Origin of the sequence: Jeongeupia sp. HS-3 (assembly GCF_015140455.1) — a bacterium.
Taxonomy (GTDB): domain Bacteria; phylum Pseudomonadota; class Gammaproteobacteria; order Burkholderiales; family Chitinibacteraceae; genus Jeongeupia.
This window is the reverse complement of record NZ_AP024094.1, coordinates 3,089,456-3,111,383: the sequence shown is the minus strand read 5'-3', so window position 1 is coordinate 3,111,383 and position 21,928 is coordinate 3,089,456. Positions and strand designations below refer to the sequence as shown.

At 63.4% G+C, this 21,928-nt stretch carries 28 protein-coding genes and 1 pseudogene; all 29 read left to right on the top strand.

The genetic code is table 11. The annotated features are described in order from the left end of the window. The first annotated feature begins 107 nt into the window (after positions 1-107). A complete protein-coding gene (locus tag JLC71_RS15015) occupies positions 108-926 on the top strand; it encodes an ABC transporter ATP-binding protein (RefSeq protein WP_200916378.1) in 819 nt (272 codons plus the stop codon). Further along, positions 919-1,713: a lipid asymmetry maintenance ABC transporter permease subunit MlaE gene (mlaE, locus tag JLC71_RS15010; RefSeq protein WP_200916376.1), complete on the top strand. Its 795-nt coding sequence runs from the start codon at positions 919-921 to the stop codon at positions 1,711-1,713. Before JLC71_RS15015 ends, mlaE begins: the two co-directional genes overlap by 8 nt. Positions 1,714-1,756: 43 nt before the next feature. Further along, on the top strand, positions 1,757-2,236 hold the full coding sequence (gene mlaD / locus JLC71_RS15005; RefSeq protein ID WP_200916374.1) for an outer membrane lipid asymmetry maintenance protein MlaD: 480 nt from the start codon (positions 1,757-1,759) through the stop codon (positions 2,234-2,236). Positions 2,237-2,239: 3 nt separating this feature from the next. Continuing rightward, positions 2,240-2,845 (top strand): MlaC/ttg2D family ABC transporter substrate-binding protein, encoded by a 606-nt coding sequence (locus JLC71_RS15000; RefSeq protein WP_200916372.1) that lies wholly within the window; start codon positions 2,240-2,242, stop codon positions 2,843-2,845. Next, complete coding sequence (locus JLC71_RS14995) at positions 2,838-3,119, top strand: STAS domain-containing protein (RefSeq protein ID WP_200916370.1); 282 nt, start codon at positions 2,838-2,840, stop codon at positions 3,117-3,119. Before JLC71_RS15000 ends, JLC71_RS14995 begins: the two co-directional genes overlap by 8 nt. 117 nt (positions 3,120-3,236) lie before the next feature. Beyond that, positions 3,237-4,088, top strand: a complete 852-nt coding sequence (locus JLC71_RS14990) for an MlaA family lipoprotein (protein ID WP_200916368.1) — start codon at positions 3,237-3,239, stop codon at positions 4,086-4,088. Continuing rightward, positions 4,085-4,984, top strand: a complete 900-nt coding sequence (locus tag JLC71_RS14985; RefSeq protein WP_200916366.1) for an ABC transporter ATP-binding protein — start codon at positions 4,085-4,087, stop codon at positions 4,982-4,984. The genes JLC71_RS14990 and JLC71_RS14985 overlap by 4 nt, the downstream gene beginning before the upstream one ends. Next, positions 4,981-5,415 carry a GNAT family N-acetyltransferase gene (locus JLC71_RS14980; protein WP_200916365.1) on the top strand — a complete coding sequence of 145 codons (435 nt, stop codon included), beginning with the start codon at positions 4,981-4,983 and terminating at the stop codon, positions 5,413-5,415. Before JLC71_RS14985 ends, JLC71_RS14980 begins: the two co-directional genes overlap by 4 nt. A gap of 5 nt (positions 5,416-5,420) precedes the next feature. Then, positions 5,421-6,176: an ABC transporter permease gene (locus tag JLC71_RS14975; RefSeq protein WP_200916363.1), complete on the top strand. Its 756-nt coding sequence runs from the start codon at positions 5,421-5,423 to the stop codon at positions 6,174-6,176. 7 nt (positions 6,177-6,183) lie between these two features. Next, positions 6,184-6,423, top strand: coding sequence for a BolA family protein (locus JLC71_RS14970; RefSeq protein WP_200916360.1), 240 nt, complete (start codon positions 6,184-6,186; stop codon positions 6,421-6,423). Further along, complete coding sequence (locus tag JLC71_RS14965) at positions 6,420-6,602, top strand: hypothetical protein (RefSeq protein WP_200916358.1); 183 nt, start codon at positions 6,420-6,422, stop codon at positions 6,600-6,602. Before JLC71_RS14970 ends, JLC71_RS14965 begins: the two co-directional genes overlap by 4 nt. Before the next feature lie 73 nt (positions 6,603-6,675). Continuing rightward, positions 6,676-7,926 (top strand): UDP-N-acetylglucosamine 1-carboxyvinyltransferase, encoded by a 1,251-nt coding sequence (gene murA / locus JLC71_RS14960; protein WP_200916356.1) that lies wholly within the window; start codon positions 6,676-6,678, stop codon positions 7,924-7,926. A gap of 10 nt (positions 7,927-7,936) precedes the next feature. Further along, positions 7,937-8,341, top strand: a complete 405-nt coding sequence (locus JLC71_RS14955) for a DUF4870 domain-containing protein (protein ID WP_200916354.1) — start codon at positions 7,937-7,939, stop codon at positions 8,339-8,341. 7 nt (positions 8,342-8,348) lie between these two features. Beyond that, on the top strand, positions 8,349-8,987 hold the full coding sequence (gene hisG / locus JLC71_RS14950) for an ATP phosphoribosyltransferase (protein WP_200916352.1): 639 nt from the start codon (positions 8,349-8,351) through the stop codon (positions 8,985-8,987). Positions 8,988-9,121: 134 nt separating this feature from the next. Next, the gene (locus JLC71_RS14945; RefSeq protein WP_200916350.1) at positions 9,122-10,300 is read left to right on the top strand and encodes a DUF805 domain-containing protein; all 1,179 of its coding nucleotides are present in this window, start codon (positions 9,122-9,124) and stop codon (positions 10,298-10,300) included. Between the two features lie 71 nt (positions 10,301-10,371). Next, positions 10,372-11,664 carry a histidinol dehydrogenase gene (hisD, locus tag JLC71_RS14940; protein ID WP_374757607.1) on the top strand — a complete coding sequence of 431 codons (1,293 nt, stop codon included), beginning with the start codon at positions 10,372-10,374 and terminating at the stop codon, positions 11,662-11,664. A 97-nt stretch (positions 11,665-11,761) separates the two neighbouring features. After that, on the top strand, positions 11,762-12,502 hold the full coding sequence (locus tag JLC71_RS14935; protein ID WP_200916348.1) for a peptidylprolyl isomerase: 741 nt from the start codon (positions 11,762-11,764) through the stop codon (positions 12,500-12,502). Between the two features lie 183 nt (positions 12,503-12,685). Then, on the top strand, positions 12,686-13,690 hold the full coding sequence (gene moaA / locus JLC71_RS14930) for a GTP 3',8-cyclase MoaA (protein ID WP_200916346.1): 1,005 nt from the start codon (positions 12,686-12,688) through the stop codon (positions 13,688-13,690). Beyond that, positions 13,690-14,202 (top strand): molybdopterin-guanine dinucleotide biosynthesis protein B, encoded by a 513-nt coding sequence (gene mobB / locus JLC71_RS14925; RefSeq protein WP_200916344.1) that lies wholly within the window; start codon positions 13,690-13,692, stop codon positions 14,200-14,202. The genes moaA and mobB overlap by 1 nt, the downstream gene beginning before the upstream one ends. Then, the gene (locus tag JLC71_RS14920) at positions 14,189-15,394 is read left to right on the top strand and encodes a molybdopterin molybdotransferase MoeA (RefSeq protein WP_200916342.1); all 1,206 of its coding nucleotides are present in this window, start codon (positions 14,189-14,191) and stop codon (positions 15,392-15,394) included. The genes mobB and JLC71_RS14920 overlap by 14 nt, the downstream gene beginning before the upstream one ends. 17 nt (positions 15,395-15,411) lie before the next feature. Continuing rightward, the gene (locus JLC71_RS14915; protein WP_200916340.1) at positions 15,412-15,669 is read left to right on the top strand and encodes a MoaD/ThiS family protein; all 258 of its coding nucleotides are present in this window, start codon (positions 15,412-15,414) and stop codon (positions 15,667-15,669) included. 1 nt (position 15,670) lies between these two features. Beyond that, entirely contained in the window at positions 15,671-16,147 is a 477-nt protein-coding gene (gene moaE / locus JLC71_RS14910; protein ID WP_200916338.1) for a molybdopterin synthase catalytic subunit MoaE, read from the top strand. After that, positions 16,144-16,695, top strand: a pseudogene (gene mobA / locus JLC71_RS16540) (molybdenum cofactor guanylyltransferase MobA); the annotation flags it as partial. The gene moaE and the pseudogene mobA, both read left to right, overlap by 4 nt. Positions 16,696-16,734: 39 nt before the next feature. Continuing rightward, positions 16,735-17,226: a cyclic pyranopterin monophosphate synthase MoaC gene (gene moaC / locus JLC71_RS16535; RefSeq protein WP_236251056.1), complete on the top strand. Its 492-nt coding sequence runs from the start codon at positions 16,735-16,737 to the stop codon at positions 17,224-17,226. Continuing rightward, a complete protein-coding gene (locus JLC71_RS14900; protein WP_200916334.1) occupies positions 17,226-19,184 on the top strand; it encodes a type IV pili methyl-accepting chemotaxis transducer N-terminal domain-containing protein in 1,959 nt (652 codons plus the stop codon). The genes moaC and JLC71_RS14900 overlap by 1 nt, the downstream gene beginning before the upstream one ends. Then, complete coding sequence (locus JLC71_RS14895) at positions 19,159-19,821, top strand: response regulator (RefSeq protein ID WP_200916332.1); 663 nt, start codon at positions 19,159-19,161, stop codon at positions 19,819-19,821. The genes JLC71_RS14900 and JLC71_RS14895 overlap by 26 nt, the downstream gene beginning before the upstream one ends. 83 nt (positions 19,822-19,904) lie before the next feature. Continuing rightward, the gene (locus JLC71_RS14890) at positions 19,905-20,216 is read left to right on the top strand and encodes a monooxygenase (RefSeq protein WP_200916330.1); all 312 of its coding nucleotides are present in this window, start codon (positions 19,905-19,907) and stop codon (positions 20,214-20,216) included. A 68-nt stretch (positions 20,217-20,284) separates the two neighbouring features. After that, on the top strand, positions 20,285-21,016 hold the full coding sequence (locus JLC71_RS14885; RefSeq protein WP_200916328.1) for a pseudouridine synthase: 732 nt from the start codon (positions 20,285-20,287) through the stop codon (positions 21,014-21,016). After that, positions 21,016-21,762 carry a TlyA family RNA methyltransferase gene (locus JLC71_RS14880; RefSeq protein WP_200916326.1) on the top strand — a complete coding sequence of 249 codons (747 nt, stop codon included), beginning with the start codon at positions 21,016-21,018 and terminating at the stop codon, positions 21,760-21,762. The genes JLC71_RS14885 and JLC71_RS14880 overlap by 1 nt, the downstream gene beginning before the upstream one ends. Positions 21,763-21,928: the final 166 nt, after the last annotated feature.

Below are 21,928 nucleotides of genomic sequence, written 5' to 3'. Positions count from 1 at the left end.
TTTGCTTACATTGTATGTGTTGTTTTCGCCCTTTTTGTAATGGCTTGGGCAATCGCGCTCGTCGTACAATGGACCCCTGTTTGTACTCACCAGTCTAGTCAGCCAACTTGTCCAATTCCGCCCCCCTCGTCGTTTTCAACGACGTCTCTTTTGCTTACGGCGAACAGCCGGTACTGAGCGAGTTATCGCTCAGCATCGACCGTGGCCGGGTGGTCGCGATCATGGGTGGCTCAGGCTCGGGCAAAACAACCTTGCTGAAGCTGATCGGCGGGCAATTGCGCGCCGATAGCGGCAGCGTGCACGTCGGCGGCGACGAGGTCACCACGATGGGCGAGGCGCAGCTCTATGCGATGCGCCGCAAGCTCGGCATGCTGTTCCAGTTCGGCGCACTGTTTACCGACCTGTCGGTCTACGACAACGTCGCCTTTCCGCTGCGCGAACGCAGCAACTTGCCCGAATCGGTCATTCGTGACCTGGTGCTGATGAAACTGCACGCGGTCGGCCTGCGCAGCGCGGCGCCGCTGATGCCCAACGAGCTGTCCGGCGGCATGGCCCGCCGAGTGGCGCTGGCGCGGGCGATTGCGCTGGATCCGCAGATCATGCTGTACGACGAACCGTTTACCGGTCTGGATCCGATCTCGCTCGGCGTCACCGGCCAACTGATCCGCCAGCTCAACGATGCGCTCGGCGGTGCTTCGATCGTCGTGACTCACGACGTGGCGGAATCGCTGGCGATTGTCGATTATGTCTATTTCCTCGCCGACGGCCGCGTCGTCGCCGAAGGTACGCCGGATGAGGTGCGCGCATCGACCCATCCCTTCGTCAAACAGTTCATCAACGGCGAGCCGGATGGACCAGTCCCGTTCCAGCGTGCTGCCGAGCCGTATGCCACAGCATTGAACCTCGGCGGAGGTAGGCATGACTAACCCGGTATCCCGTTCGTTGCAGGCGCTTGGTGCGCCGGTGACCAATGCGCTGATCAAGCTCGGCTTTGCCACCCGCTTTCTGTGGTCGGTGCTCAAAGCGTCGCCGTTTGCGCTGAGACGCTTTTCGCTGACGATGCGCGAGATCTGGTTTGCCGGCGTTTTGTCGGTGCTGATCATCGCGGTCTCCGGGCTGTTTGTCGGCATGGTGCTGGCGCTGCAGGGCTACGAGACGCTGGTGCGCTTTGGCGCATCAAACTCGCTCGGCGTACTGGTCGCGCTCTCGCTGGTGCGTGAGCTCGGGCCCGTGATCGGCGCCCTGCTGTTTGCCAGCCGCGCCGGCAGTGCCATCACCGCCGAAATCGGCCTGATGAAGGCCACCGAGCAGCTGTCGGCAATGGAAATGATGGCGGTCAATCCGGTCGCCCGCGTGATTGCGCCGAAATTCTGGGGCGGCGTGATTTCGATGCCGCTGCTGGCGGCACTATTCAGCGCCATGGGCATATTCGGCGGCTACCTCGTCGGCGTGCAGCTTCTCGGGCTGGATTCCGGCACGTTCTGGAGCCAGATGCAGAGCTCGGTCGATTTTCGCCTCGATGTCATCAACGGCGTGATCAAGAGCGTGTGCTTCGGCGTCGCCGTCAGCCTGATCGCGGTATTCGAAGGCTACGATGCACCACCGACGGCCGAGGGCGTCTCGGGTGCGACGACGCGCACCGTGGTCACCAGCGCGCTGGTGATTCTCGGCCTCGACGTGCTGCTGACCGCCTTCATGTTCCGGGGGGCGTGATGAGACCGCGACGATTAACAAATAGATACGTGAGACTGTGCCGATGAAACGGACAATGATCGACTTCTGGGTCGGACTCTTTATTGCACTCGGTGTCATCGCCCTGCTGTTTCTGGCCTTGAAGGTCAGCAGCCAGAGCAGCCTCCCGGCATCGAGCACTTATACGGTCAGCGCCAATTTTGAAAATATCGGCGGCCTCAAGGTACGTGCGCCGGTGAAAAGCGCCGGTGTCGTCGTCGGCCGCGTGGCGGCGATTTCGCTTGATCCGCAGCGCTATGTCGCCAGCGTGACGCTGAAACTGGACGATCGCTATCACTTCAGCCGCGACACCAGTGCCGAGATCCTCACCTCGGGGCTACTGGGCGAGCAGTACATCGGCCTTGAACCGGGCGCCGACGAAAAAACGCTCCAGAACGGAGACCGGATCACGATCACCTCGTCGGCGATCGTGCTGGAACAACTGATCAGCCGCTTCCTGTTTTCCAAGGCAGACGAAAGTGGCACGAGTGCTACGGAGAAATAAACAATGAAAAAATGGATCGCATTGCTGCTCTTGGCCCTGCTGCCGGTGTTCGCACTGGCGTCGAGCGACCCGGAACAAATCGTTCGCGGCGTCAGCACCGACGTACTGAACATCCTCAGGCAAAATGACAAGGACGTCGGCAAGGTACGCGATCAGGTCGACGCCCGCGTCTCGCCGCTGGCCGATTACACCCGGATGACCTCGCTCGCGGTCGGCAAGTACTGGCGTCAGGCAACCCCGGAACAACAGCAGGCACTGAGCCGCGAATTCCGAACCATGCTGGTGCGCACCTATATGTCGGCGCTGACGATCTACAAAAATGCCGACGTCGCGGTGAAAGGCACGCGCCCCGGTGCCGATGCCAGCGAGCAGACGGTTCGCACCGAAGTGTCCATCCCGGGCCAGAAGCCGATTCCGCTGGATTTCTACTTTGAGAAATCCGGCAACAACTGGAAGGTATTCGACATCGCCGTCGACGGCATCAGCTTTACCGTGAACAACCGCAACCAGTTCGGCGCGGTCATCCGCAAGGACGGGATCGATGGCCTGATCAAGACGCTGTCCGATCGCAACGCCAAGCTCGCCGGGAACAGCAAGCAAGGTGGCTGAAACCCGCACCCTCGCGCTGAACGGGCCACTGACCATCGCCAGTGCGGCCGGACGGCTTGACCTGAGTGAATGGCCGTCCGCGGGCGGTACGCTGACGCTGGATCTGGCCGGTATTGATGATGCCGACTCGGCCGGCGTATCGGTGATGTTGCACTGGTTGCGCGAGGCGCAGCGGCGCAAGGTGAGCCTGCGCTTTACCCATATCCCGACGGCACTGACCCAGTTGGCAAAGCTCTATGACGTCGCCGACTGGCTGCACGAAAAGCCGTCCTGAATATCCGACCGGTCGCCATGGCGACCCCATTTTTTTGAATCAAAGCACACCGGCCGCGGCAAGTATCCCGAAATTCGGATATGCAGCCGCGTGCTGTAGCACTACCTTGAAATCACCATGACCCAAGACACCCTGTACGCAACGCGCACCCGGATCGCAGGCCTGGCCCTTTTACTGCTGGTAGGCTGTGCGACGCCGCAAAACAACTACGATCCGATTGAGCCGGTGAACCGCAAGGTCTTTGCCTTCAACCGCGCCATCGACCGCACCGTGCTGCGCCCGGTTGCGCAGACCTACGCCGATTACGCGCCAGGCCCGGTCAAGGACGGCACATCCAATTTCTTCCGCAACGTTGACGATATCTTCACCAGCGTCGCCGCGCTGTTTCAGGGCAAATTCAGCAAGGCTGGCCAGAGCGCCGGCCGCGTGATCGTGAACACCACCTTCGGGATGTTCGGGCTGATGGACTGGGCCACCGGCATGGGGCTGGAAAAGAGCGACGAGGACTTCGGCCAGGTGTTGGGCCATTGGGGCGTCGGCTCCGGCCCTTACCTGATGATGCCGCTTTACGGACCGCTGACGCTGCGCGATGGCGCAGATCCGCTGGTGCGGCTCGCTTGGGGCCCGATCGATTACATCGATCCGCTCGCCGGACAGATCGCCTACTACGGCCTCTATTTTGTCGATGCGCGCAGCCAGTTGCTGTCGCTCGACGCCTTGCTCGATACCCAGCTCGACCCCTACGCCTTCATGCGCGATGCCTACCTGCAGAAGCGTTGGAGCAAGGTCTACGACGGCCAGCCGCCACGGCAACTGCTGCTAGGCGAGCCTGACGACGATGAGGATGGCCTGCCTGATGCCTCCGGCGTCGCCGGCGAAGCCGCAAGCGCCCCGGCGGCGCTGGATACCCCGACGCCGGCCTCTGCACCGGAAGCATCTGCATCCGGCCCCGACGCGGCCGCAGCATGAGCGCCATCACTTTCGATAACGTCGTCAAACGCTATGGCGACTTCAACGCGCTTTCAGGTGTCAGCTTTGAGGTCGCGGAAGGCGATTTCTTCGCCCTGCTCGGCCCGAACGGCGCCGGAAAGACGACGCTGATCTCGATTCTCGGCGGGCTGGCCCGAGCCAGCAGCGGCAAGATTGCGGTGATGGGCCACGACGTCGCCGGCGATTATCGTGCCGCACGCCGTTCCGTGGGCATCGTGCCGCAGGAGCTGGTTTTCGACCCGTTCTTCAGTGTGCGCGAAACACTGACATTTCAGTCCGGCTATTTCGGATTGAAAAAGAACGACGACTGGATTGATGAAATCCTCGAAAACCTCGGTCTCACCAGTAAAGCCAATGCCAATATGCGTGCGCTCTCGGGCGGGATGAAACGCCGGGTGATGGTCGCGCAGGCGCTGGTGCACCGGCCGCCGGTGATTGTGCTCGATGAGCCAACCGCTGGCGTCGATGTCGAGTTGCGGCAAACGCTATGGGACTTCGTTCAGCGCCTCAACACCCAGGGTCACACCATCGTGCTGACGACGCACTATCTCGAAGAAGCCGAAACGCTGTGCAACCGCATCGCCATGCTCAAGCAGGGGCGCTTGCTCGCCCTTGAAGACAAGCACACGCTGCTCGACCGCGGCCGCAGCCGTACGCTGCGGCTCAAGCTCGACGGCGCCTTGCCGGCCAGCCTGGCACCACTGCGATTGCGCGGTGCGGATGGTCTGGTCGAACTGAAGCTCGCCGATTGCAATGCGCTCGAAACCATACTTGCAACGCTGAAAACCGCAGCGGTGGCGGTGCGTGATATCGAAGTCGTCAAACCCGACCTCGAAGACATCTTTGTTGAAATGATGAATACCCCCGCACCATGAGCGAACCGACGATCCGCGCCGCCCGACTCGACGATGCACCGGTGCTGGCCCGGCTGATGGCAAGCCTGGGCTATCCAAGCACCGAGTACGAAATGCAGACGCGACTGGGCCAGCTGAACAAGGCCGGCGGCTACGGCGCGCTTGTTGCCGAACTCGATGGCGACGTGACCGGCCTGATCGCCCTGGCGCTCGGCTATTCGCTCGAACAGGACGGCGCCCATGCGCGCATCATCGCCCTCGTCGTCGCCGAGCACTGTCGCGGCCTCGGCGTCGGCCAGGCTTTACTCGCCGCCGGTGAAGCCTGGGCGCACGAGCACGGCGCCAACTCGCTGATCGTCAACAGCGCCCATCAGCGCGAACACGCACATCACTTCTATGAAACGCAGGGCTACCGCGATACCGGGCTGCGCTTCGTCAAAACCCTGGACTGACCCCGATGCACGGCTTCACCACGCTGTTCTACAAGGAGCTGCTGCGCTTCTGGAAAGTTTCATTCCAGACCGTCGCTGCGCCGGTACTGACCGCACTGCTTTACCTGCTGATCTTCGCTCAGGTGCTTGATGCCCACGTCCAGCCCTATCCGGGCGTGCGTTACACCGCCTTCCTGATTCCCGGGCTGGCGATGATGTCGATGCTGCAGAATGCCTTCTCCAATACAAGCTCCAGCCTGATTCAGTCCAAAATCACCGGCAACCTTATCTACATCCTGCTGCCGCCGCTGTCGCACTTCGAGTTTTTTGCCGCCTATGTGCTTGCCGCCGTGGTGCGCGGCATCATGGTTGGCGCCGGTGTACTGCTGGTCACGCAGCTGTTTACCGTGACACCGATGGCCCATTTGCTCTGGGTGCTCACCTTCGCGCTGCTCGGCAGTGCGCTGATGGCGATTCTCGGCCTGATCGCCGGGATCTGGGCCGAAAAATTCGACCAGCTCGCCGCATTCCAGAATTTCCTGATCATGCCGCTGACGTTTCTTTCCGGCGTGTTCTACTCCATCCATTCGCTCCCCCCTTTCTGGTACGGCGTGTCGCAATGGAACCCGGTGTTCTATGCGATCGACGGTTTCCGCTACGGTTTTTTCGGCGTATCGGACGTTTCGCCGTGGCAAAGCCTCGCGGTTGTCGGCGTAACATTGATTGCGCTGTCGCTCTGGGCTTACTCACTGATAAAATCGGGCTACAAAATCAGGCACTAAGCGCACCATGACCCCCGAATTCGTCCAGCAACTGATCACCGACCGCCTTGAAGCCACTCACGTTCACGTGAATGGTGATGGCCATCATTTTTACGCCCGCATCGTCAGCCCGCGCTTTGAAGGCCTTGGCCTGCTGGCGCGGCACCGCCTCGTCAAGGATGCGTTGAAAGACGTGATCGACTCGGGCGAGCTGCACGCGCTGTCGCTGGAAAAGACCGCCACGCCGGCCGAATGGGCTGCGCAGTGAACGATCCGCAAGACCGCTTCTCACTCGATATCATCGACCGCGAACGCGCCAAGCTCGATGCGGCCAAAAAAGCCGCGATGGAATCGTGCAAAAGCAGCAACACGCAAGGCCTCGTGGCGCTGACCAATCTGCCGTGGCTGATCGCTGCGATCGCGCTGGCGTACTGGTACTTCCGCTAAGCCTGCGCCCCGCGTCACACCACCCCGAATCAATCCGCCCGTGCTTGCGCGCGAGCCCAGCTGTAGAAAAATCATGGACAAACTCAGAATCATCGGCGGCACGCCGCTCAATGGCGAAATCATCATTTCCGGCGCCAAGAACGCTGCGCTGCCCATTCTCTGCGCCAGCCTGCTGACCGCCGATACGCTGCGCCTGACCAATGTGCCGCAGCTGGCCGACGTCAAAACCACGCAGAAACTCCTGCAAGGCATGGGCGTGCGCGTGATGACCGACAACGTCCACGAGTACGAAATCACCGCCAATCACATCAGCAACCTGGTCGCGCCGTACGAGCTGGTAAAAACCATGCGCGCATCGATTCTGGTACTCGGCCCGACCTTGGCCCGCTTCGGCGAAGCCCAGGTGTCCTTGCCCGGCGGCTGCGCCATTGGCGCACGTCCGGTCGACCAGCACATCAAGGGCCTGCAGGCGATGGGCGCCGAGATCGTTATCGAGCACGGTTACGTCAAGGCGACCGGCAAGCTCAAGGGCGCGCGCATCATCTGCGACATGGTCACCGTGACCGGCACCGAGAACCTGTTGATGGCGGCGACGCTGGCCGAAGGCATCACCACGATCGAGAACGCCGCGCGCGAACCCGAAGTCGTCGACCTGGCCGAACTGCTGATCAAGATGGGCGCCAAAATCAGCGGCCACGGCACCGATACCATCGTCATCGAAGGCGTCGAGAAGCTGCACGGTGCCGAGCACGCGATCGTGCCGGACCGGATCGAAACCGGCACCTTCCTCTGCGCCGCCGCCGCCGCCCAAGGCCGCGTGGTGCTGCGCAATACCCGCGCCGGCATCATGGAGGCAGTGCTCGACAAGCTGCGTGAAGCCGGTGCCTATATCGAAGCTGGCGACGACTGGATTTCGCTCGACATGAAGAGCCGCGCCAAGGCCGTCAGCCTGCGCACCTTGCCCTACCCGGCCTTCCCGACCGATATGCAGGCGCAGTTCATGATGCTCAACTGCGTGGCCGAGGGCACCGGCGTGATCACCGAAACGATCTTTGAAAACCGTTTCATGCACGCCCCCGAACTGATCCGCATGGGCGCCACGATCGTGACCGAAGGCAACTCCGCCATCGTCACCGGCGTCGAGCGGCTCTCTGGCGCGACAGTGATGGCGACCGATTTGCGCGCCTCGGCCAGCCTGGTGATCGCCGGCATCGTTGCCGACGGCGAAACCATCGTCGATCGCATTTACCACCTCGACCGTGGCTACGAGCACATCGAAGCCAAGCTCGCCGGTGTCGGCGCGCACATCGAACGCATTTCCTGAGCCGCCATCCATGCTGACGCTGAACCCCAAGCCGCAAGGCGAAGACTCCGACGGCAAGGCGCCACCGCCGCGGCAGATCGAGAAAGGCTTTGCTGCGCTCGCGCATCTGGCCGGGCTGTTCTGGATTCCCTATCTGCCAATGCCGGTGCTCGCGCTGGTGATCCCCTTCCTGATTCTGCAGGTGGCCCGCGTGCATTCGGAATTCGTCGAGCAACACGCAATTCAAGCGGTGAATTTCCAGCTCTTGATGGGCTGCTTGTACCTGTTTGCGATGCTGGCGGGGTTTGCGCTGCATTCGATGTTCCTGATCTGGTGGGTCGCCATCGGCTCAACCATCTTCGCAATGTGGGAAGGCGCCAAGGCCATCAATGGCTGGCCGTCCAAGTACCCGCTGACCCTGAAATTGTTCAAGTGAGTCCTCGATGATTACGATCGCGCTGTCCAAGGGACGCATTTTCGAAGAAACCCTGCCGCTGCTCGCCGCCGCCGGCATCACCCCGGCCGAAGATCCGGAGTCGAGCCGCAAGCTCATCATCGGCACCAACCGTGACGACGTGCGGCTGATCATCGTTCGCGCCAGCGACGTGCCGACCTATGTCGAGTACGGTGCGGCCGATCTGGGCGTCGCCGGCCGCGACGTGCTGATCGAACACGGCGGCGCCGGCCTGTACCAGCCGCTCGACCTCGAAATTGCCAAGTGCAAACTGATGGTCGCGGTGCAGAACGGCTTCGACTACGAAGGTGCGGTGCGCCAGGGCGCACGACTCAAAATCGCCACCAAGTACGTCCAGCAGGCGCGTGAACATTTCGCCAGCAAGGGCGTGCACGTCGACGTCATCAAGTTGTACGGCTCGATGGAGCTGGCGCCACTCGTTGGCCTGGCCGATGCCATCGTCGATCTGGTCTCGACCGGCGGCACGCTCAAAGCCAACAATCTGGTCGCGGTCGAGCATATCCGCGAGATTTCCAGCCGGCTCGTCGTCAATCAGGCCGCACTCAAGCTGAAGGAAGAACGCATTCAGCCGATGCTGGACGCGTTCGTCGGCGCCATCGGCAAGTAAGCACTCGGCAAGATCACGAAAAACCGGCGCAAGCCGGTTTTTTTGTTTGCGCAGTACACCTTGACAGCAAATTCTTGCTCGAAACTGAATATAACCATATCGTCGTCGATATATTCATGCCCTTGGAATATCCGATGAGCGATCATGTTCGTCTCGTCCTCACCGGCGATCTGCTCCCCGGCGTCTCGACCGAAGCCGCCACGGACAAGCTTGCCGCCTTGCTGAAAACCGACGCCGGCCGTGTCGCCCGCTTGCTGGACAGCGCCCCTGCGGTGATCAAGCAACGATTGGCGCGGGATCAGCTGGCCGCCTATCTGGCACGGCTGGATCATGCCGGTGTCGTCGTCCGGGTCGAATCGCTCGCGCACGACCCGATGCAGCTGGCCGCACAGATCTCCCCGCCGGTGGGCGCGCCGCTGGCGCTTGCCGACGAGCCTGCCGAGCCGATGTCGTGTCCGGCCTGTAACAAGCAGCAAGCCAGGCGCACCCTGTGTCTCGCCTGTGGGGCCGACATGCCGCGCCTGCTGGCGGCGCAAACCCCTGCAGCCGGCCCCGCCAGCCAGCCGGGTACCGTTGTCGGCAGTCCATCACCTCGCAGTGCACAGGTGGAGCCCGCCGCCGACTACCTTACGCCACCGTTGCTCGGCCTTCTGGCCTTGGGGCGCCTGGGGCGGATGCGTTATCTCGCTTACAGCATGATTTTCATCCTTGCGGCAATCGCCGTCGCGCTGCTTGCCGCTCCGCTGCTATTCCTGTTCAAGGGCGCCAGCGTCGCTTTTGCCGGCGCCCTTGCTTGGGTCTCGCTGCGCTTCGTCGTTTTGCGGCTGCATGACTTCGATTTTTCCGGCTGGTGGCTTGCCGCCGCCCTGCTGATTGCCGCCGCCGGCTACGGCATCGATGCGCGACTGGGCATGCTGCTGTCGGGCGTGCTGACCCTTGCATCGCTTGCCCTCGGCCTGATTCCGGGCGATGCCGCTGACAACCGCTTTGGCCCGCCGGCCGAGCCACCCACGGCCTTGATTCAGATAGGCGGTGTGCTCGGACTCATCATCAGCGTGTTGTCGGCCCCGGCTGCACTGCAATGGCCCCGATCCAGTACGCCATCCGTCGCGGAGGTCGCCAATACGCAGGCACCCACCGGCCATCCTGCCGATCGAACGACGATTTACGACAACCACGGCCGCGAAATTACCGACGCCCGGATTCACCAGCTTGGCGAGCAGTTGCGGGCCAATGGCGCCAACATCAGCGATGCCGAAGTCCGCGCCAAGCTACTGCGCAAACAGCTGCAACGCCAGAGCGGCGATGATTGAGCCGCCGCAAGCCTGTCGGCGAGTCGCGGCAGGTATAATCGGCGCAACCCCAACGATAGCCCAGAGCCGCCATGATCCGCCGCCTCGATACCCGCTCCGCCGACTTTGAAACCGAACTCGCCGCGCTGCTGGCGTTCGAAACCTCGCAAGATCCCGAGGTAGACGTCCGTGTAGCCGCCATCCTCGCCGACGTGAAAACCCGTGGCGATGCCGCCGTGGTCGAGTACACCAACCGTTTCGACGGCACCTCGGTCAGCACGATGGCCGAACTTGAGCTGACCCAAGACGAACTCAAGGCCGCGTTCGAGCGCCTGCCGCAAGTACAGAAAGACGCGCTGAACTTCGCCGCCCGTCGCGTGCGCAGCTATCACGAACATCAAAAAATGGCCTCGTGGAGCTACGAGGATGAAGACGGCACACTCTTGGGGCAGCAAATCACCGCGCTCGATCGCGTCGGCATTTATGTACCCGGTGGCAAGGCGGCGTATCCGTCGTCGGTGCTGATGAACGCGATTCCGGCTCACGTCGCCGGTGTGGCCGAGATCATCATGGTTGTGCCAACGCCCAAGGGCGAGCGGAACGATCTGGTGCTGGCCGCCGCCTATGTCGCCGGCGTGTCGCGCGCGTTCACCATCGGCGGCGCGCAAGCCGTCGGCGCACTGGCCTACGGTACGCAAACGGTGCCGCCGGTCGACAAGATCACCGGCCCCGGCAATGCCTATGTCGCCGCAGCCAAGCGCGCGGTGTTCGGCGTCGTCGGCATCGATATGGTCGCCGGGCCGTCGGAAATCCTTGTGCTTTGTGACGGCAGCACCGACCCGGACTGGGTCGCCATCGATCTGTTCAGCCAGGCCGAGCACGACGAAATCGCCCAGGCGATCCTGCTCTGCCCCGACGCGGCCTATATCGACAAGGTCGCCGCCAGCATAGCAAAACTGCTGCCGGGCCAGCCACGCCGCGACATCATCGCCGCATCGCTGAAAAATCGTGGTGCGCTGATTCAGGTCGCCGATCTGGATGAAGCATGCGCGATCTCCAACCGCATTGCACCGGAGCACCTTGAGCTGCAAGTGACCGATCCGCAGGCGTGGGTCGAAAAGCTGCGCCACGCCGGGGCGATCTTCATGGGCAAGTTCACTTCGGAAAGCCTCGGCGACTATTGCGCCGGGCCGAACCACGTGCTGCCGACCGCACGCAGTGCCCGTTTCTCCAGCCCGCTGGGCGTGTATGACTTCCAGAAGCGCAGCAGCTTGATCATGGTGTCCGAAGCCGGCGCGCAAACGCTGGGCCGGGTGGCCGCGACGCTGGCGCACGGCGAAGGGCTGACCGCGCATGCCAACGCCGCCGAGCTGCGGCTCAAATAAACCGCACTTGTAATCGGGTTATTCGACCCGATATGCAAGCGATGACAGGCCGCGACCAGTGTCGCGGCTTTTTACTACATTCAGACAGGACCTGATCATGAGCATTCTCGTCAACGGCGTCGAAATCACCGATGCACAGATCGAAGCGGAAATGCCGCATCACCAAGATGCACCGAGCCCGCTCGACGCGACCGTACAGGAACTGATCCTGCGCGAACTCTTGACCCAGCGCGCCCGCGCCAAAGGCATTACCGCAGCCGATCCGCAAGAAGCCGTGGGCGAATTGCTCGGCCAGGAAATCGAAGCGCCGAAGGTTGACGAAGCCCAGGCCCGCGCGTTCTACGAAGCCAACCCGCAAGCCTTCGTGCAGGGCGAGCAGGTTGAAGCCAGCCACATCCTTTTCAAGAGCACGCCGGAAACGCCGGCTGCGCTGATGCGCGGCAAGGCCGAACAGGTGCTGACCGAACTGCGCCTTGCGCCGCATCTGTTTGAAACCCGCGCCAAGGAACTGTCGGCTTGTCCGTCGGGCCAGCAGGGCGGCTCGCTTGGCGCCTTCGGCCGCGGCCAGATGGTGCCCGAATTTGAACAGGCGGCATTCGCACTGGGCGAAGGCGAGCTGGCCAAGGAACTGGTGGAAACCCAGTTCGGCCTGCACATCATCAAGGCCGGCAAGAAAACCGGCGGTGCCAGCGTCAGCTTTGACGAAGTCCAGGACCGCCTGACCGCCTACCTGACCGAAATGGAAGCACGCCGCGCGATGCACACCTACCTGCAAGGCTTGGTCGAAGCGGCCGAAATCCAGGGCTATGACCTGAAGGCAGCTGGCGCAGCCAACTGATCCTGAGCGGTATCCGCCCATTCATCGCCCCGGCCCCGGTCGGGGCGATTGCTTATCTGCAGCAACGCCGTCGTGTCATAAAATGACCAAGGTATAGTCCGAATGGACTAGCCCGCCTGCATCGACCGGCGAGCAGCCCGCTCCCCGCAAACCACTTAGAATGGCAGCATGAGGAGAGAGGCAATGCTCACCGACCGCAAACTCACCGATCACGCCCTAGTCGACCGGTTCGGCCGTTCCATCCGTTATCTGCGTGTCTCGGTCACCGATCGCTGCGACCTGCGCTGCAGTTACTGCATGCCGCGCGGTTTTCACGGTTTCGAAGAACCCGAGCACTGGCTGACTTTCGACGAGCTTGAACGGCTCGTCGCCGCCTTCGTGCGCGCCGGCGTCGCCCGGGTGCGGCTCACCGGCGGCGAACCGCTGTTGCGGCGCAATCTGCCCGAGCTTGCCGGCCGGCTCAAGCGGCTCGACGGCCTGACCGATCTATCGCTGTCGACCAACGCCACCCAGCTAGTCCGCCACGCCCGCGCGTTGCGCAGCGCCGGGGTCGATCGCCTCAACATCAGTCTGGATACGCTCGATCGCGGCTGTTACGAAAAACTCGCCGGCCGTGACGCCTTTGACGCCAGCCTCGCCGGCATCATGGCCGCCAAGGAAGAGGGCTTTGCGCCGATCAAGCTCAATATGGTCGCGATGAAAGACGTCAACGAGGCCGAAATCGAGCGCATGACCGAATTCGCCATGGCGCACGGCTTCATCCTGCGGCTGATCGAAGCCATGCCCATGGGCGATACCGGCCGCAATACCCAATACCTTGATCTGGCACCCGTGCGCGAGCGGCTGGTCGAACGTTTTGGGCTGGAGCCCGAAGCCGAAGAACTCGGTGGCGGGCCGGCGCGTTATTGGAAAACCGCCGACGGCCACGGCCGCATCGGCTTTATCACGCCGATCTCGCAGCATTTTTGCGCTACCTGTAACCGCGTTCGCCTGTCGGTCGACGGCACGCTCTACCTTTGCCTCGGTCAGGAGGAAAAGTTCGAGTTCCGGCCGATGCTGCGCGCCGGCTGCAGCGATGCCGATCTTGACGCGGCGATCGCCCACGCCATCGAGCTCAAGCCCGAACGCCACGAATTTCGCGAAGCGCCGACCAAGCTGGTGCGCTTCATGTCGCAAACGGGCGGCTGATGGCCAAGGTTTTCGGTATCGTCGGCTATTCCGGCAGCGGCAAGACCACGCTGACCGAGCAATTGATCGCCCACTTTGCCGTTGCGGGCCTGAGCGTCAATGCAATCAAGCACTCGCACCACGATCTGGAGCTGGAACCGCCAAGCAAGGACAGCGCCCGCTTTCGTAGCGCCGGCGCTGGCGAAGTACTGGTGGCCTCACCTTATCGTTACGCCATCGTCCACGAGCTGCGTGGCGGTGCCGAACCGACACTGGCCGAACAAGTCGCCCGGCTCACCCCCGCCGACCTGACGCTGGTCGAAGGCTTCAAGCGCGAAGCGATCCCCAAGCTTGAAGTCTGGCGCGCCGCAACCGGCAAGCCGCCGCTGTACCCGACCGATGCCGATATCGTCGCCATCGCCAGCGATGCGCTTCTCGAGACCGCATTGCCGGTACTCGATCTCAACAACATCACGGCGATCGCCACCTTCATCGCCGACCACCTGAAGCTGACCGACCATGCTGACCGTTGACCAAGCCCTCGCCCAATTGCTCGCCGGTGCCCGGCGCATTGCCGACACCGAAGACTGCAAGCTTACGGCCGCGCTTGAGCGCACGCTGGCGAACGATGTCGTCTCGACCCTGTCTGTGCCCGGATTCGACAACAGCGCGATGGATGGTTACGCACTGAACGCCGGGGATTTCGCTTCACCGTCGCCGTTCACCGTCGCCCAGCGCATCGCCGCCGGCGATACCGGCAGCCCGCTCGCGCCCGGTGAAGCGGCGCGCATTTTCACCGGCGCACCGGTTCCACCCGGCACCAATGCGGTGGCGATGCAGGAAGACTGTCAGATCGAGGCGGGCACCTTGACCGTGAAGACCCCGCTGCGCGCCGGCCAGCATATCCGCCGATGCGGCGAGGACGTGATGACCGGCGCGGTGGTTCTCGCCGCCGGCACCCGCCTCGGCGCCGCCGAACTGGGGCTGCTGGCGGCGATCGGCGTCGCCGAGGTCGGCGTTGTGCGGCGCCTGCGCGTGGCGCTGCTGTCGACCGGCAATGAACTCACCGAGCCCGGATCACCGCTTGCGCCGGGCAAAATCTACAACTCCAACCGCTATGCGCTACGGGCACTGTTGCAGCAGGCCGGCTGCAAAGTCAGCGATCTGGGCATCGTGCCCGACAGCTTCGCCGCAACGCGCGATGTGCTCGCCGATGCGGCGGCAACGCACGATGTCGTGCTCTCGACCGGCGGCGTATCGGTCGGCGAGGAGGACCACGTCAAGGCGGCGGTCGAGTCGCTGGGTGCGCTGTCGCTATGGAAAATCGCCATCAAACCGGGCAAACCGTTCGCTTTCGGCCGTATCGCCACCGGCGAAGCCGGGTCCGATCAAGGTGCCGACTTCATCGGCCTGCCCGGTAACCCGGTCTCAAGTTTTGTCACCTTCTTGCTGTTCGTGCGGCCTTTTCTCGCCGCGCGCAGCGGTGGCGTGGCGACGATGCCAACCCTCAAGGTGCCTGCCGGCTTCAGCATTGGCCGCGCCGGCAGCCGCCGCGAATACCTGCGCGCCCGGCTAGCCGCGGGCCAAGCGGTGCTCTACCCGAACCAGGGCTCGGGCGTGCTGACGTCGATGGTCTGGGCCGACGGGCTGGTGGTCGTGCCCGAGGGTGCCACGGTGGCCGAGGGAGAACTCGTCGACTTCGTGCCGCTGGCGGCGCTGCAATAGGTATTGAGGAAACAACGATGAACACCATCCAGCTGCTCTACTTCGCCCGCTTGCGTGATGTTTTCGGCCTGGCGCAGGAAACGCTCACCGTCCCCAACGGCAGCCGTGTTGCCGATCTGATCGCGCGGCTCGTCGAGCGCGGTGGCGTTTTCGCCGACGAACTCGGTGGCGCGCGGGTGTTTCGCGTGGCGCTGAATCAGCAGATGGCCAGCGTTGACGATGCCATTCCAGCCAGTGCCGAAGTGGCGATCTTCCCGCCGGTCACCGGGGGCTGAGATGAGCGCCCGCATAGCCATTCGCGTCGGCGAGGCCGATTTCGACCTCGGTGCGGAGTACGCCGGCCTGATCGCCGCAGAGGCCGACAGCGGCGCCGTGGTCGCCTTCGTCGGCCGGGTGCGCGATCTGAACCTCGATACGCAGGTGACCGTGCTCGAACTCGAACACTATCCGGGCATGACCGAGAAAGCGCTGACACGCATTGCCGAGCAGGCCGCCGCGCGCTGGGCGCTAACGGCGGTGACCGTCATTCACCGTGTCGGCAAGCTGCATCCGGCCGAGCAGATCGTGCTGGTGCTGACCGCCAGCACGCACCGCCACGCGGCGTACGACGCCAACGCCTACATCATGGATTACCTGAAAACCGAGGCGCCGTTCTGGAAGCGCGAGTTCGACGGCGACTCGGCGCACTGGGTCGATGCACGCGAAAGCGATACCGAGGCCATGCAGCGCTGGCAGCCGGATGAACAGGCATGAGCACCGATGCGGTCATTCTCGCCGGTGGTCAGAGCCTGCGCATGGGCGGGCAAGACAAGGGGCTGATGCCGCTGGGCGAACGAGCGCTGATCGGCTGGGTGATCGATGCGCTGGCCAAGCAAAGCGCGCCGGTCGCCGATATGCTGATTTCGGCCAATCGCAATCAGGATGTCTACGAACGCCTCGGCCTCAAGGTCGTGCGCGACATTTTTGATGGCTTCCCGGGGCCGATGGCCGGCATCCACGCGGCGATGACCACCTCACCTGCCGATTATCTGCTGGTAGTGCCGTGCGACGTGCCAGCCCTGCCCGCCGACCTGCTGGCGAAAATGCAGAGCGCACTGCAAACGCAGAATGCCGTGGCGGCCTTTGCCTGCAGCGCCAGCGGCGAAATGCAGCCGACCATCTGCCTGCTGCACCGCAGTGTGCGCGCGACGATTACCGAGCGGCTGGCGCAGCGCCAGGGCAAGCTGCGCGACTGGCTCGCCAGCCTTGGCGCGGTCGCGGTCGACTTCCCCGGCAGCGCCTTTGCCAACCTCAACACCCCTTCCGAACTGGCCGAACACGCCGGTGGAGCAACACCCGACATGAGCGAAACTGCAAACCCGGCACTGACCCACTTCAATGCCGCAGGTCAGGCCCATATGGTCGACGTTGGGGCCAAGGCCGAAACCCATCGTGTGGCCCGCACCGAAGGCCGTATCCGCATGCTGCCGGCGACGCTGGCACTGGTGGCCCAAGGCGGGCACAAGAAGGGCGATGTGCTCGGCATTGCCCGCATCGCGGCGATCATGGCGGCGAAGAAAGCGTCCGAGCTGATTCCGCTGTGCCATCCGCTGCCGCTGACACGCGTCGACGTCGATTTCAGCATCGAGCATGATGGCGTGCGCTGCGAGGTCATCGCCGAAACCGTCGGCAAGACCGGCGTCGAGATGGAGGCGCTGACCGCGGTCAACGTGGCGCTGCTGACGATCTACGACATGTGCAAGGCGGTCGATCGCGGCATGGTCATCGACGGCGTGCGCCTGCTGGAAAAACGCGGCGGCAAGTCCGGCGACTGGCACGCCGGGACGTCTTGATGAACGAGGCGCTACCGGCACGCAAGCCACTCTCGCACAAGGTCGTCACGCTGTTGCTGGCATCGCTGCTGCTCGGGCTCGCCGCCGTCGGCACCACGCTCTACCTGTCGTGGCAGCTCGAAGGCGGCGCGGCGGCGATCAACGCGGCCGGCAGCCTGCGCATGCAGACCTACCGGCTCGGCTACACCTTGCAACTGAAGCGCGAACGCCCGAGCCCTGCGCTGGATGTACAGATCGCCAGCGAACGTCTCGAGTTTGCCGAAACGCTGGCGCTGCTCGACCACGGCGACCCGGCCCGACCGCTCTACCTGCCGAGCGATCCGGCGGTGCGGGAACGCTTCAACGCCATCAAGGCGCGCTACGCGCGGCTGCTGGCCGCACCGCCGAGCACGCTCAAGCGCGACCCGGCGGAGATGCGCGTGCAGATGGATCGCTTCGTCGACCAGATCAATGCGCTGGTGCTCGATATCGAGCAGTACAACGCCCGCCGCACCATGCTGCTGCGCGCCTCGCAAATGCTGCTGATCGCGCTGGCGATTGCCGGCACCGTCACGCAGATCTATTTGATGTTCCTGCTGATTTTCCGGCCGCTGTACCGGCTCTCCGGCGGGATCAGCCGGATGGCCGAGCGGGACTTCAGCGTCCGGCTGCCGGTGGAAAACGACGATGAATTCGGCGAACTGACCCGTGGCTTCAACCGCATGGCCGACCGCCTCGCCGACGTCTACGCCACGCTCGAAGCCCGAGTCGCCGAGAAAACCGCCGCGCTCAATATCCAGAACCGCGAACTCGCGCTGCTCTCGGACGCCGGCGCCGGGCTCAACGCCAGCCTCTCGGCCGAAGCGATGTGCCGGGATTTCCTCGGCAAGCTGATGAGCTGGTTCGGCGCCGATGGCGGTAGCGTGCGCATCGTCGACCCGAACTCGAACGCCGCGCACATGGTCGTTTACGAGGGGATCTCCGACACGCTGGCCGCCGCCGAGCATTGTCTGCAACCGGGCGACTGCCTGTGCGGCACCAGCCTCAAGGACGGCGTCGCCTTGATCCACGATTTCCGCAAACTGCCGACCGCCGCCGCGCCCTATTCGTGCGAGCGCGAAGGCTTTGTCCAGGTCAGCGCTTTTCCGGTGCGCGCGCGCACCCGTTCGACCGGGCAGTTCAACCTGCATTTCCGCAGCGGCCGCGAGATCAGTGTCAGCGAGCGGCAACTATTGGAAACGCTCGGCGAGCAACTCGGCATCGCGCTGGAAAACCTGCGCCTCGCCGCCAGCGAGCGCGAGATCGCCGTGTACGAAGAGCGCAACCTGCTGGCCCAGGGCTTGCACGACAGCATCGCGCAGGGGCTGTCGTTCCTGAACCTGCAGGTGCAGATGCTCGACGATTCGCTCAAGCGCGGTGCCGCCACCGAGGCGCAGGAGATCGTGCCCATGCTGAAGGCCGGCGTGCAGGAAAGCTACGACGACGTGCGCGAGCTGCTCAACAACTTCCGCGCGCGCCTGGCCGAAGGCGATCTGGTATCGAGCATGCGCGCAACCATCGAGCGCTTCCGCCGCCAGACCGGCATCGCCGTCGCCTTCGACGCCAGCGGTTCGGGCGCGCCGCTGGCGGCCGAGGATCAGCTGCAGCTGCTGTTCATCCTGCAAGAAGCGCTGTCGAACGTGCGCAAGCACGCTTACGCCAGTGCCGTGCACGTCCGCTTTGCCAACGAGCGCGACGTGACGCTGGAAATCCGCGACGATGGCCGTGGTTTCGACGCCGCCGAGATGGCCGCGCGCGCCGAAGGCCATGTCGGGCTTAAAATCATGCAGGAGCGCGCAGCCAGACTGGCGGCGCAACTGAATATCGAGTCGGATCACGGTGCCGTGGTGCGCTTGTTTATCCCGGCCAATGCGCGCCGACTCGACGAAAGAACCATAGAAAGGACGAGCGCCAATGGCGATCAAGGTATTGCTGGTTGACGATCACACGCTGTTTCGCAGCGGCATCAGGCTGCTGCTATCGCGCCAGAGCGAACTCACCGTCGTCGGTGAAGCGGCCGACGGCGCCGAGGGCGTCAAGCGCTGCCACGAGCTCGCCCCCGATGTAGTGCTGCTGGATCTGAACATGCCTGGCCTCTCGGGGCTGGAAGCGCTGCAGCTGATGCTCGAAGACCGGCCGCAAACTGCGGTGCTGATGCTTACCGTGTCCGAAGACGCCGAAGACCTGGCGACGGCGCTGCGCGGTGGCGCGCGCGGTTATCTGCTGAAGAATATCGACGCCGAGTATCTGGTCGCCGCGATCAAGCGCGCTCACGCCGGCGAAGCGGTGGTTGCCGAGGCGATGACGGCCAAGCTGGTCGCGCAGTTTCGCAGTGCCGCCGCGCCAGCCGCACCGCGCGACGAAGACCGGCTGACGCCACGTGAACGCGAAATCCTCGGCTTTCTCGCCCGTGGCGACAGCAACAAGGGCATTGCCCGCGAGCTGGCGCTGGCCGAAAGCACCGTCAAGATCCATGTGCAGAACATTCTCAAGAAACTGGGACTCTCAAGCCGGGTGCAGGCGGCGGTGTATGCGGTCGAACACGGCCTTGGCCGCAGCGAATCGCGGCTTGATTAAGCGCATGGCCGGGGCAAGGGCCCGGCGTTAAGCTGGATGCGTCGCGGTGTGATCGATACCGCTCGTTCATTGTGGAGACCCAGATGCGTGTGCTGCTGCAAGTCGACTTTGCATTTCCCCCTGTAGCGCTGTCCGGCGATGCGCCACCGCCAGCGCTGCTTGAACTGGCCGAATCCATCAACCGCGAGCCCGGTTTCCTCTGGAAAATCTGGACCGTGAGCGAGCAGGACGGCCGCAGCGGGGGGGTCTATCTGTTCGAAAACCGCGAATATGCCGAGCAGTATCTGGCAATGCACAGCCTGCGCTTGAGCCAGAGGGGCGCCAGCGACATCCGCTCGTTCATTTTCGATATCAACCTACCGCTCAGCCAGATCAACCACGCGCCAGGCGTGTGAATCATCGGTACCGGCTCGCCTTCGGCCGTCCGATTCGATAAGCTGCACGGTTTTTCCGGAGAGACGTTATGGAACCGATCCGCCTTTCCAAACGCATGACCGAACTGGGGCTATGCTCGCGCCGCGAAGCCGATGAATACATCGCCCGCGGCTGGGTCAGGGTCGATGGCGTCGTGATCGACGTACTCGGCAGCAAGATCTTGCCCAGCCAGACCGTGACGCTCGAACGCGCCGCCGCGCGCGAACAGGCGGGCCGCGTCACCGTACTGATCAACAAGCCGATCGGCTACGTCTCGGGCCAGGCCGAAGACGGCTACCAGCCGGCCGTGGTGCTGGTGAAGCCCGACAATCAGTGGCAGGACGACAAGAGCGGTATCCGCTTCGAGCGCGAACACCTCAAAAGCCTCGTTCCCGCAGGCCGGCTCGATATCGATTCGGTTGGCCTCCTGGTGCTGACGCAGGACGGCCGCGTTGCCAAACACCTGATCGGCGAGGATTCGACCGTTGAAAAAGAGTATCTGGTCCGTGTGTCGGGCCAGCTGTCGCCGGGCGATCTGAAACGACTGAATTTCGGCCTCGAGCTCGACGGCAAGCCGCTCAAGCGCGCTGAAGTCTGGTGGCAAAACCGCGAGCAGCTGCGCTTTATCCTGCATGAAGGCAAAAAGCGCCAGATCCGCCGCATGTGCGAGGCGGTCGGCCTGCACGTGGTCGGCCTCAAGCGCATCCGTATCGGCAAGGTCGAGCTGGGCGATCTGCCGACCGGGCAATGGCGTTACCTGCACCCGGACGAGCAATTCTGATGGCGCGGGCTGATGTGTTACTGGTCGAAATCGGCCTCGCCAGCTCGCGCACGCATGCGCAGCAGCTGATTGCCGCGGGCCGGGTCAGCGTGGAAGGCAAGCTCGTGAGCAAGGCCAGCGCCAAGCTCGATGCCGGCATGAAAATCGCCATTGCAGCCGATGAAGAAGCCGACCGTTTTGTCTCGCGCGGCGGGCTCAAGCTCGCCGGGGCGCTGGGGCATACCGGGCTCATGGTCGCCGACATGCTGGTGCTCGACGTTGGGCAAAGCACCGGCGGCTTCACCGATTGCCTGTTGCAGGCCGGTGCACGCCGCGTGATCGGCCTTGAAGTCGGCCATGATCAGCTGCATCGCCGGCTGATCGACGACGAGCGCATCGTGACGCTCGAAGGCCTCAACGCCCGCCATCTGGCGGCAGGTGATCTGGCCGATCATCTGGATGCGCCGGTCGACCTGATCGTCGGCGATGTATCGTTTATTTCGCTGACGCTGATCCTGCCGGCACTGGCCACGCAATTGCCGGCCGGCGGGCGACTGCTGTTCCTGGTCAAGCCGCAGTTCGAGGTCGGGCTGGTTGGCCTCGGCAAGGGTGGCATTGTCCGCGACGCGAGCAGCTACCCCGAGGTCGAAGCCAAGATCCGCACCGCGACCAGCGCCGCCGGCTTCGAGGTGCTCGATTACTTCGACAGCGTGATCACCGGCGGCGACGGCAACCGCGAGTTCTTCGTCTACGCGCGACGCAACTGAACAAGCGCAGTGCAAAAAAACAGCCCGGCATCACCGGGCTGTTTTCATACCAAAGCAGCGCATTCAAGAAAATCCACCGCAGCGGTGCTGGCAAGGCATACGAAACACAGGCAGTACTAAAAGTACGGCCAGTGAGTACAACGCCGCCAGCAAGATTTTACTGAGT

Coding starts and splice junctions, on each gene's coding strand:
- mobB (WP_200916344.1), top strand. CDS start 13,690: ATGGCCAAGGTTTTCGGTATCGTCGGCTATTCCGGCAGCGGCAAGACC.
- moaA (WP_200916346.1), top strand. CDS start 12,686: ATGCTCACCGACCGCAAACTCACCGATCACGCCCTAGTCGACCGGTTC.
- mlaD (WP_200916374.1), top strand. CDS start 1,757: ATGAAACGGACAATGATCGACTTCTGGGTCGGACTCTTTATTGCACTC.
- moaE (WP_200916338.1), top strand. CDS start 15,671: ATGAGCGCCCGCATAGCCATTCGCGTCGGCGAGGCCGATTTCGACCTC.
- JLC71_RS14880 (WP_200916326.1), top strand. CDS start 21,016: ATGGCGCGGGCTGATGTGTTACTGGTCGAAATCGGCCTCGCCAGCTCG.
- moaC (WP_236251056.1), top strand. CDS start 16,735: ATGAGCGAAACTGCAAACCCGGCACTGACCCACTTCAATGCCGCAGGT.
- murA (WP_200916356.1), top strand. CDS start 6,676: ATGGACAAACTCAGAATCATCGGCGGCACGCCGCTCAATGGCGAAATC.
- JLC71_RS14980 (WP_200916365.1), top strand. CDS start 4,981: ATGAGCGAACCGACGATCCGCGCCGCCCGACTCGACGATGCACCGGTG.
- JLC71_RS14900 (WP_200916334.1), top strand. CDS start 17,226: ATGAACGAGGCGCTACCGGCACGCAAGCCACTCTCGCACAAGGTCGTC.
- JLC71_RS14975 (WP_200916363.1), top strand. CDS start 5,421: ATGCACGGCTTCACCACGCTGTTCTACAAGGAGCTGCTGCGCTTCTGG.
- JLC71_RS15000 (WP_200916372.1), top strand. CDS start 2,240: ATGAAAAAATGGATCGCATTGCTGCTCTTGGCCCTGCTGCCGGTGTTC.
- JLC71_RS14955 (WP_200916354.1), top strand. CDS start 7,937: ATGCTGACGCTGAACCCCAAGCCGCAAGGCGAAGACTCCGACGGCAAG.
- JLC71_RS14990 (WP_200916368.1), top strand. CDS start 3,237: ATGACCCAAGACACCCTGTACGCAACGCGCACCCGGATCGCAGGCCTG.
- JLC71_RS14890 (WP_200916330.1), top strand. CDS start 19,905: ATGCGTGTGCTGCTGCAAGTCGACTTTGCATTTCCCCCTGTAGCGCTG.
- JLC71_RS14935 (WP_200916348.1), top strand. CDS start 11,762: ATGAGCATTCTCGTCAACGGCGTCGAAATCACCGATGCACAGATCGAA.
- mlaE (WP_200916376.1), top strand. CDS start 919: ATGACTAACCCGGTATCCCGTTCGTTGCAGGCGCTTGGTGCGCCGGTG.
- JLC71_RS14970 (WP_200916360.1), top strand. CDS start 6,184: ATGACCCCCGAATTCGTCCAGCAACTGATCACCGACCGCCTTGAAGCC.
- JLC71_RS14945 (WP_200916350.1), top strand. CDS start 9,122: ATGAGCGATCATGTTCGTCTCGTCCTCACCGGCGATCTGCTCCCCGGC.
- JLC71_RS14915 (WP_200916340.1), top strand. CDS start 15,412: ATGAACACCATCCAGCTGCTCTACTTCGCCCGCTTGCGTGATGTTTTC.
- hisG (WP_200916352.1), top strand. CDS start 8,349: ATGATTACGATCGCGCTGTCCAAGGGACGCATTTTCGAAGAAACCCTG.
- JLC71_RS14885 (WP_200916328.1), top strand. CDS start 20,285: ATGGAACCGATCCGCCTTTCCAAACGCATGACCGAACTGGGGCTATGC.
- JLC71_RS14920 (WP_200916342.1), top strand. CDS start 14,189: ATGCTGACCGTTGACCAAGCCCTCGCCCAATTGCTCGCCGGTGCCCGG.
- JLC71_RS14985 (WP_200916366.1), top strand. CDS start 4,085: ATGAGCGCCATCACTTTCGATAACGTCGTCAAACGCTATGGCGACTTC.
- JLC71_RS14895 (WP_200916332.1), top strand. CDS start 19,159: ATGGCGATCAAGGTATTGCTGGTTGACGATCACACGCTGTTTCGCAGC.
- hisD (WP_374757607.1), top strand. CDS start 10,372: ATGATCCGCCGCCTCGATACCCGCTCCGCCGACTTTGAAACCGAACTC.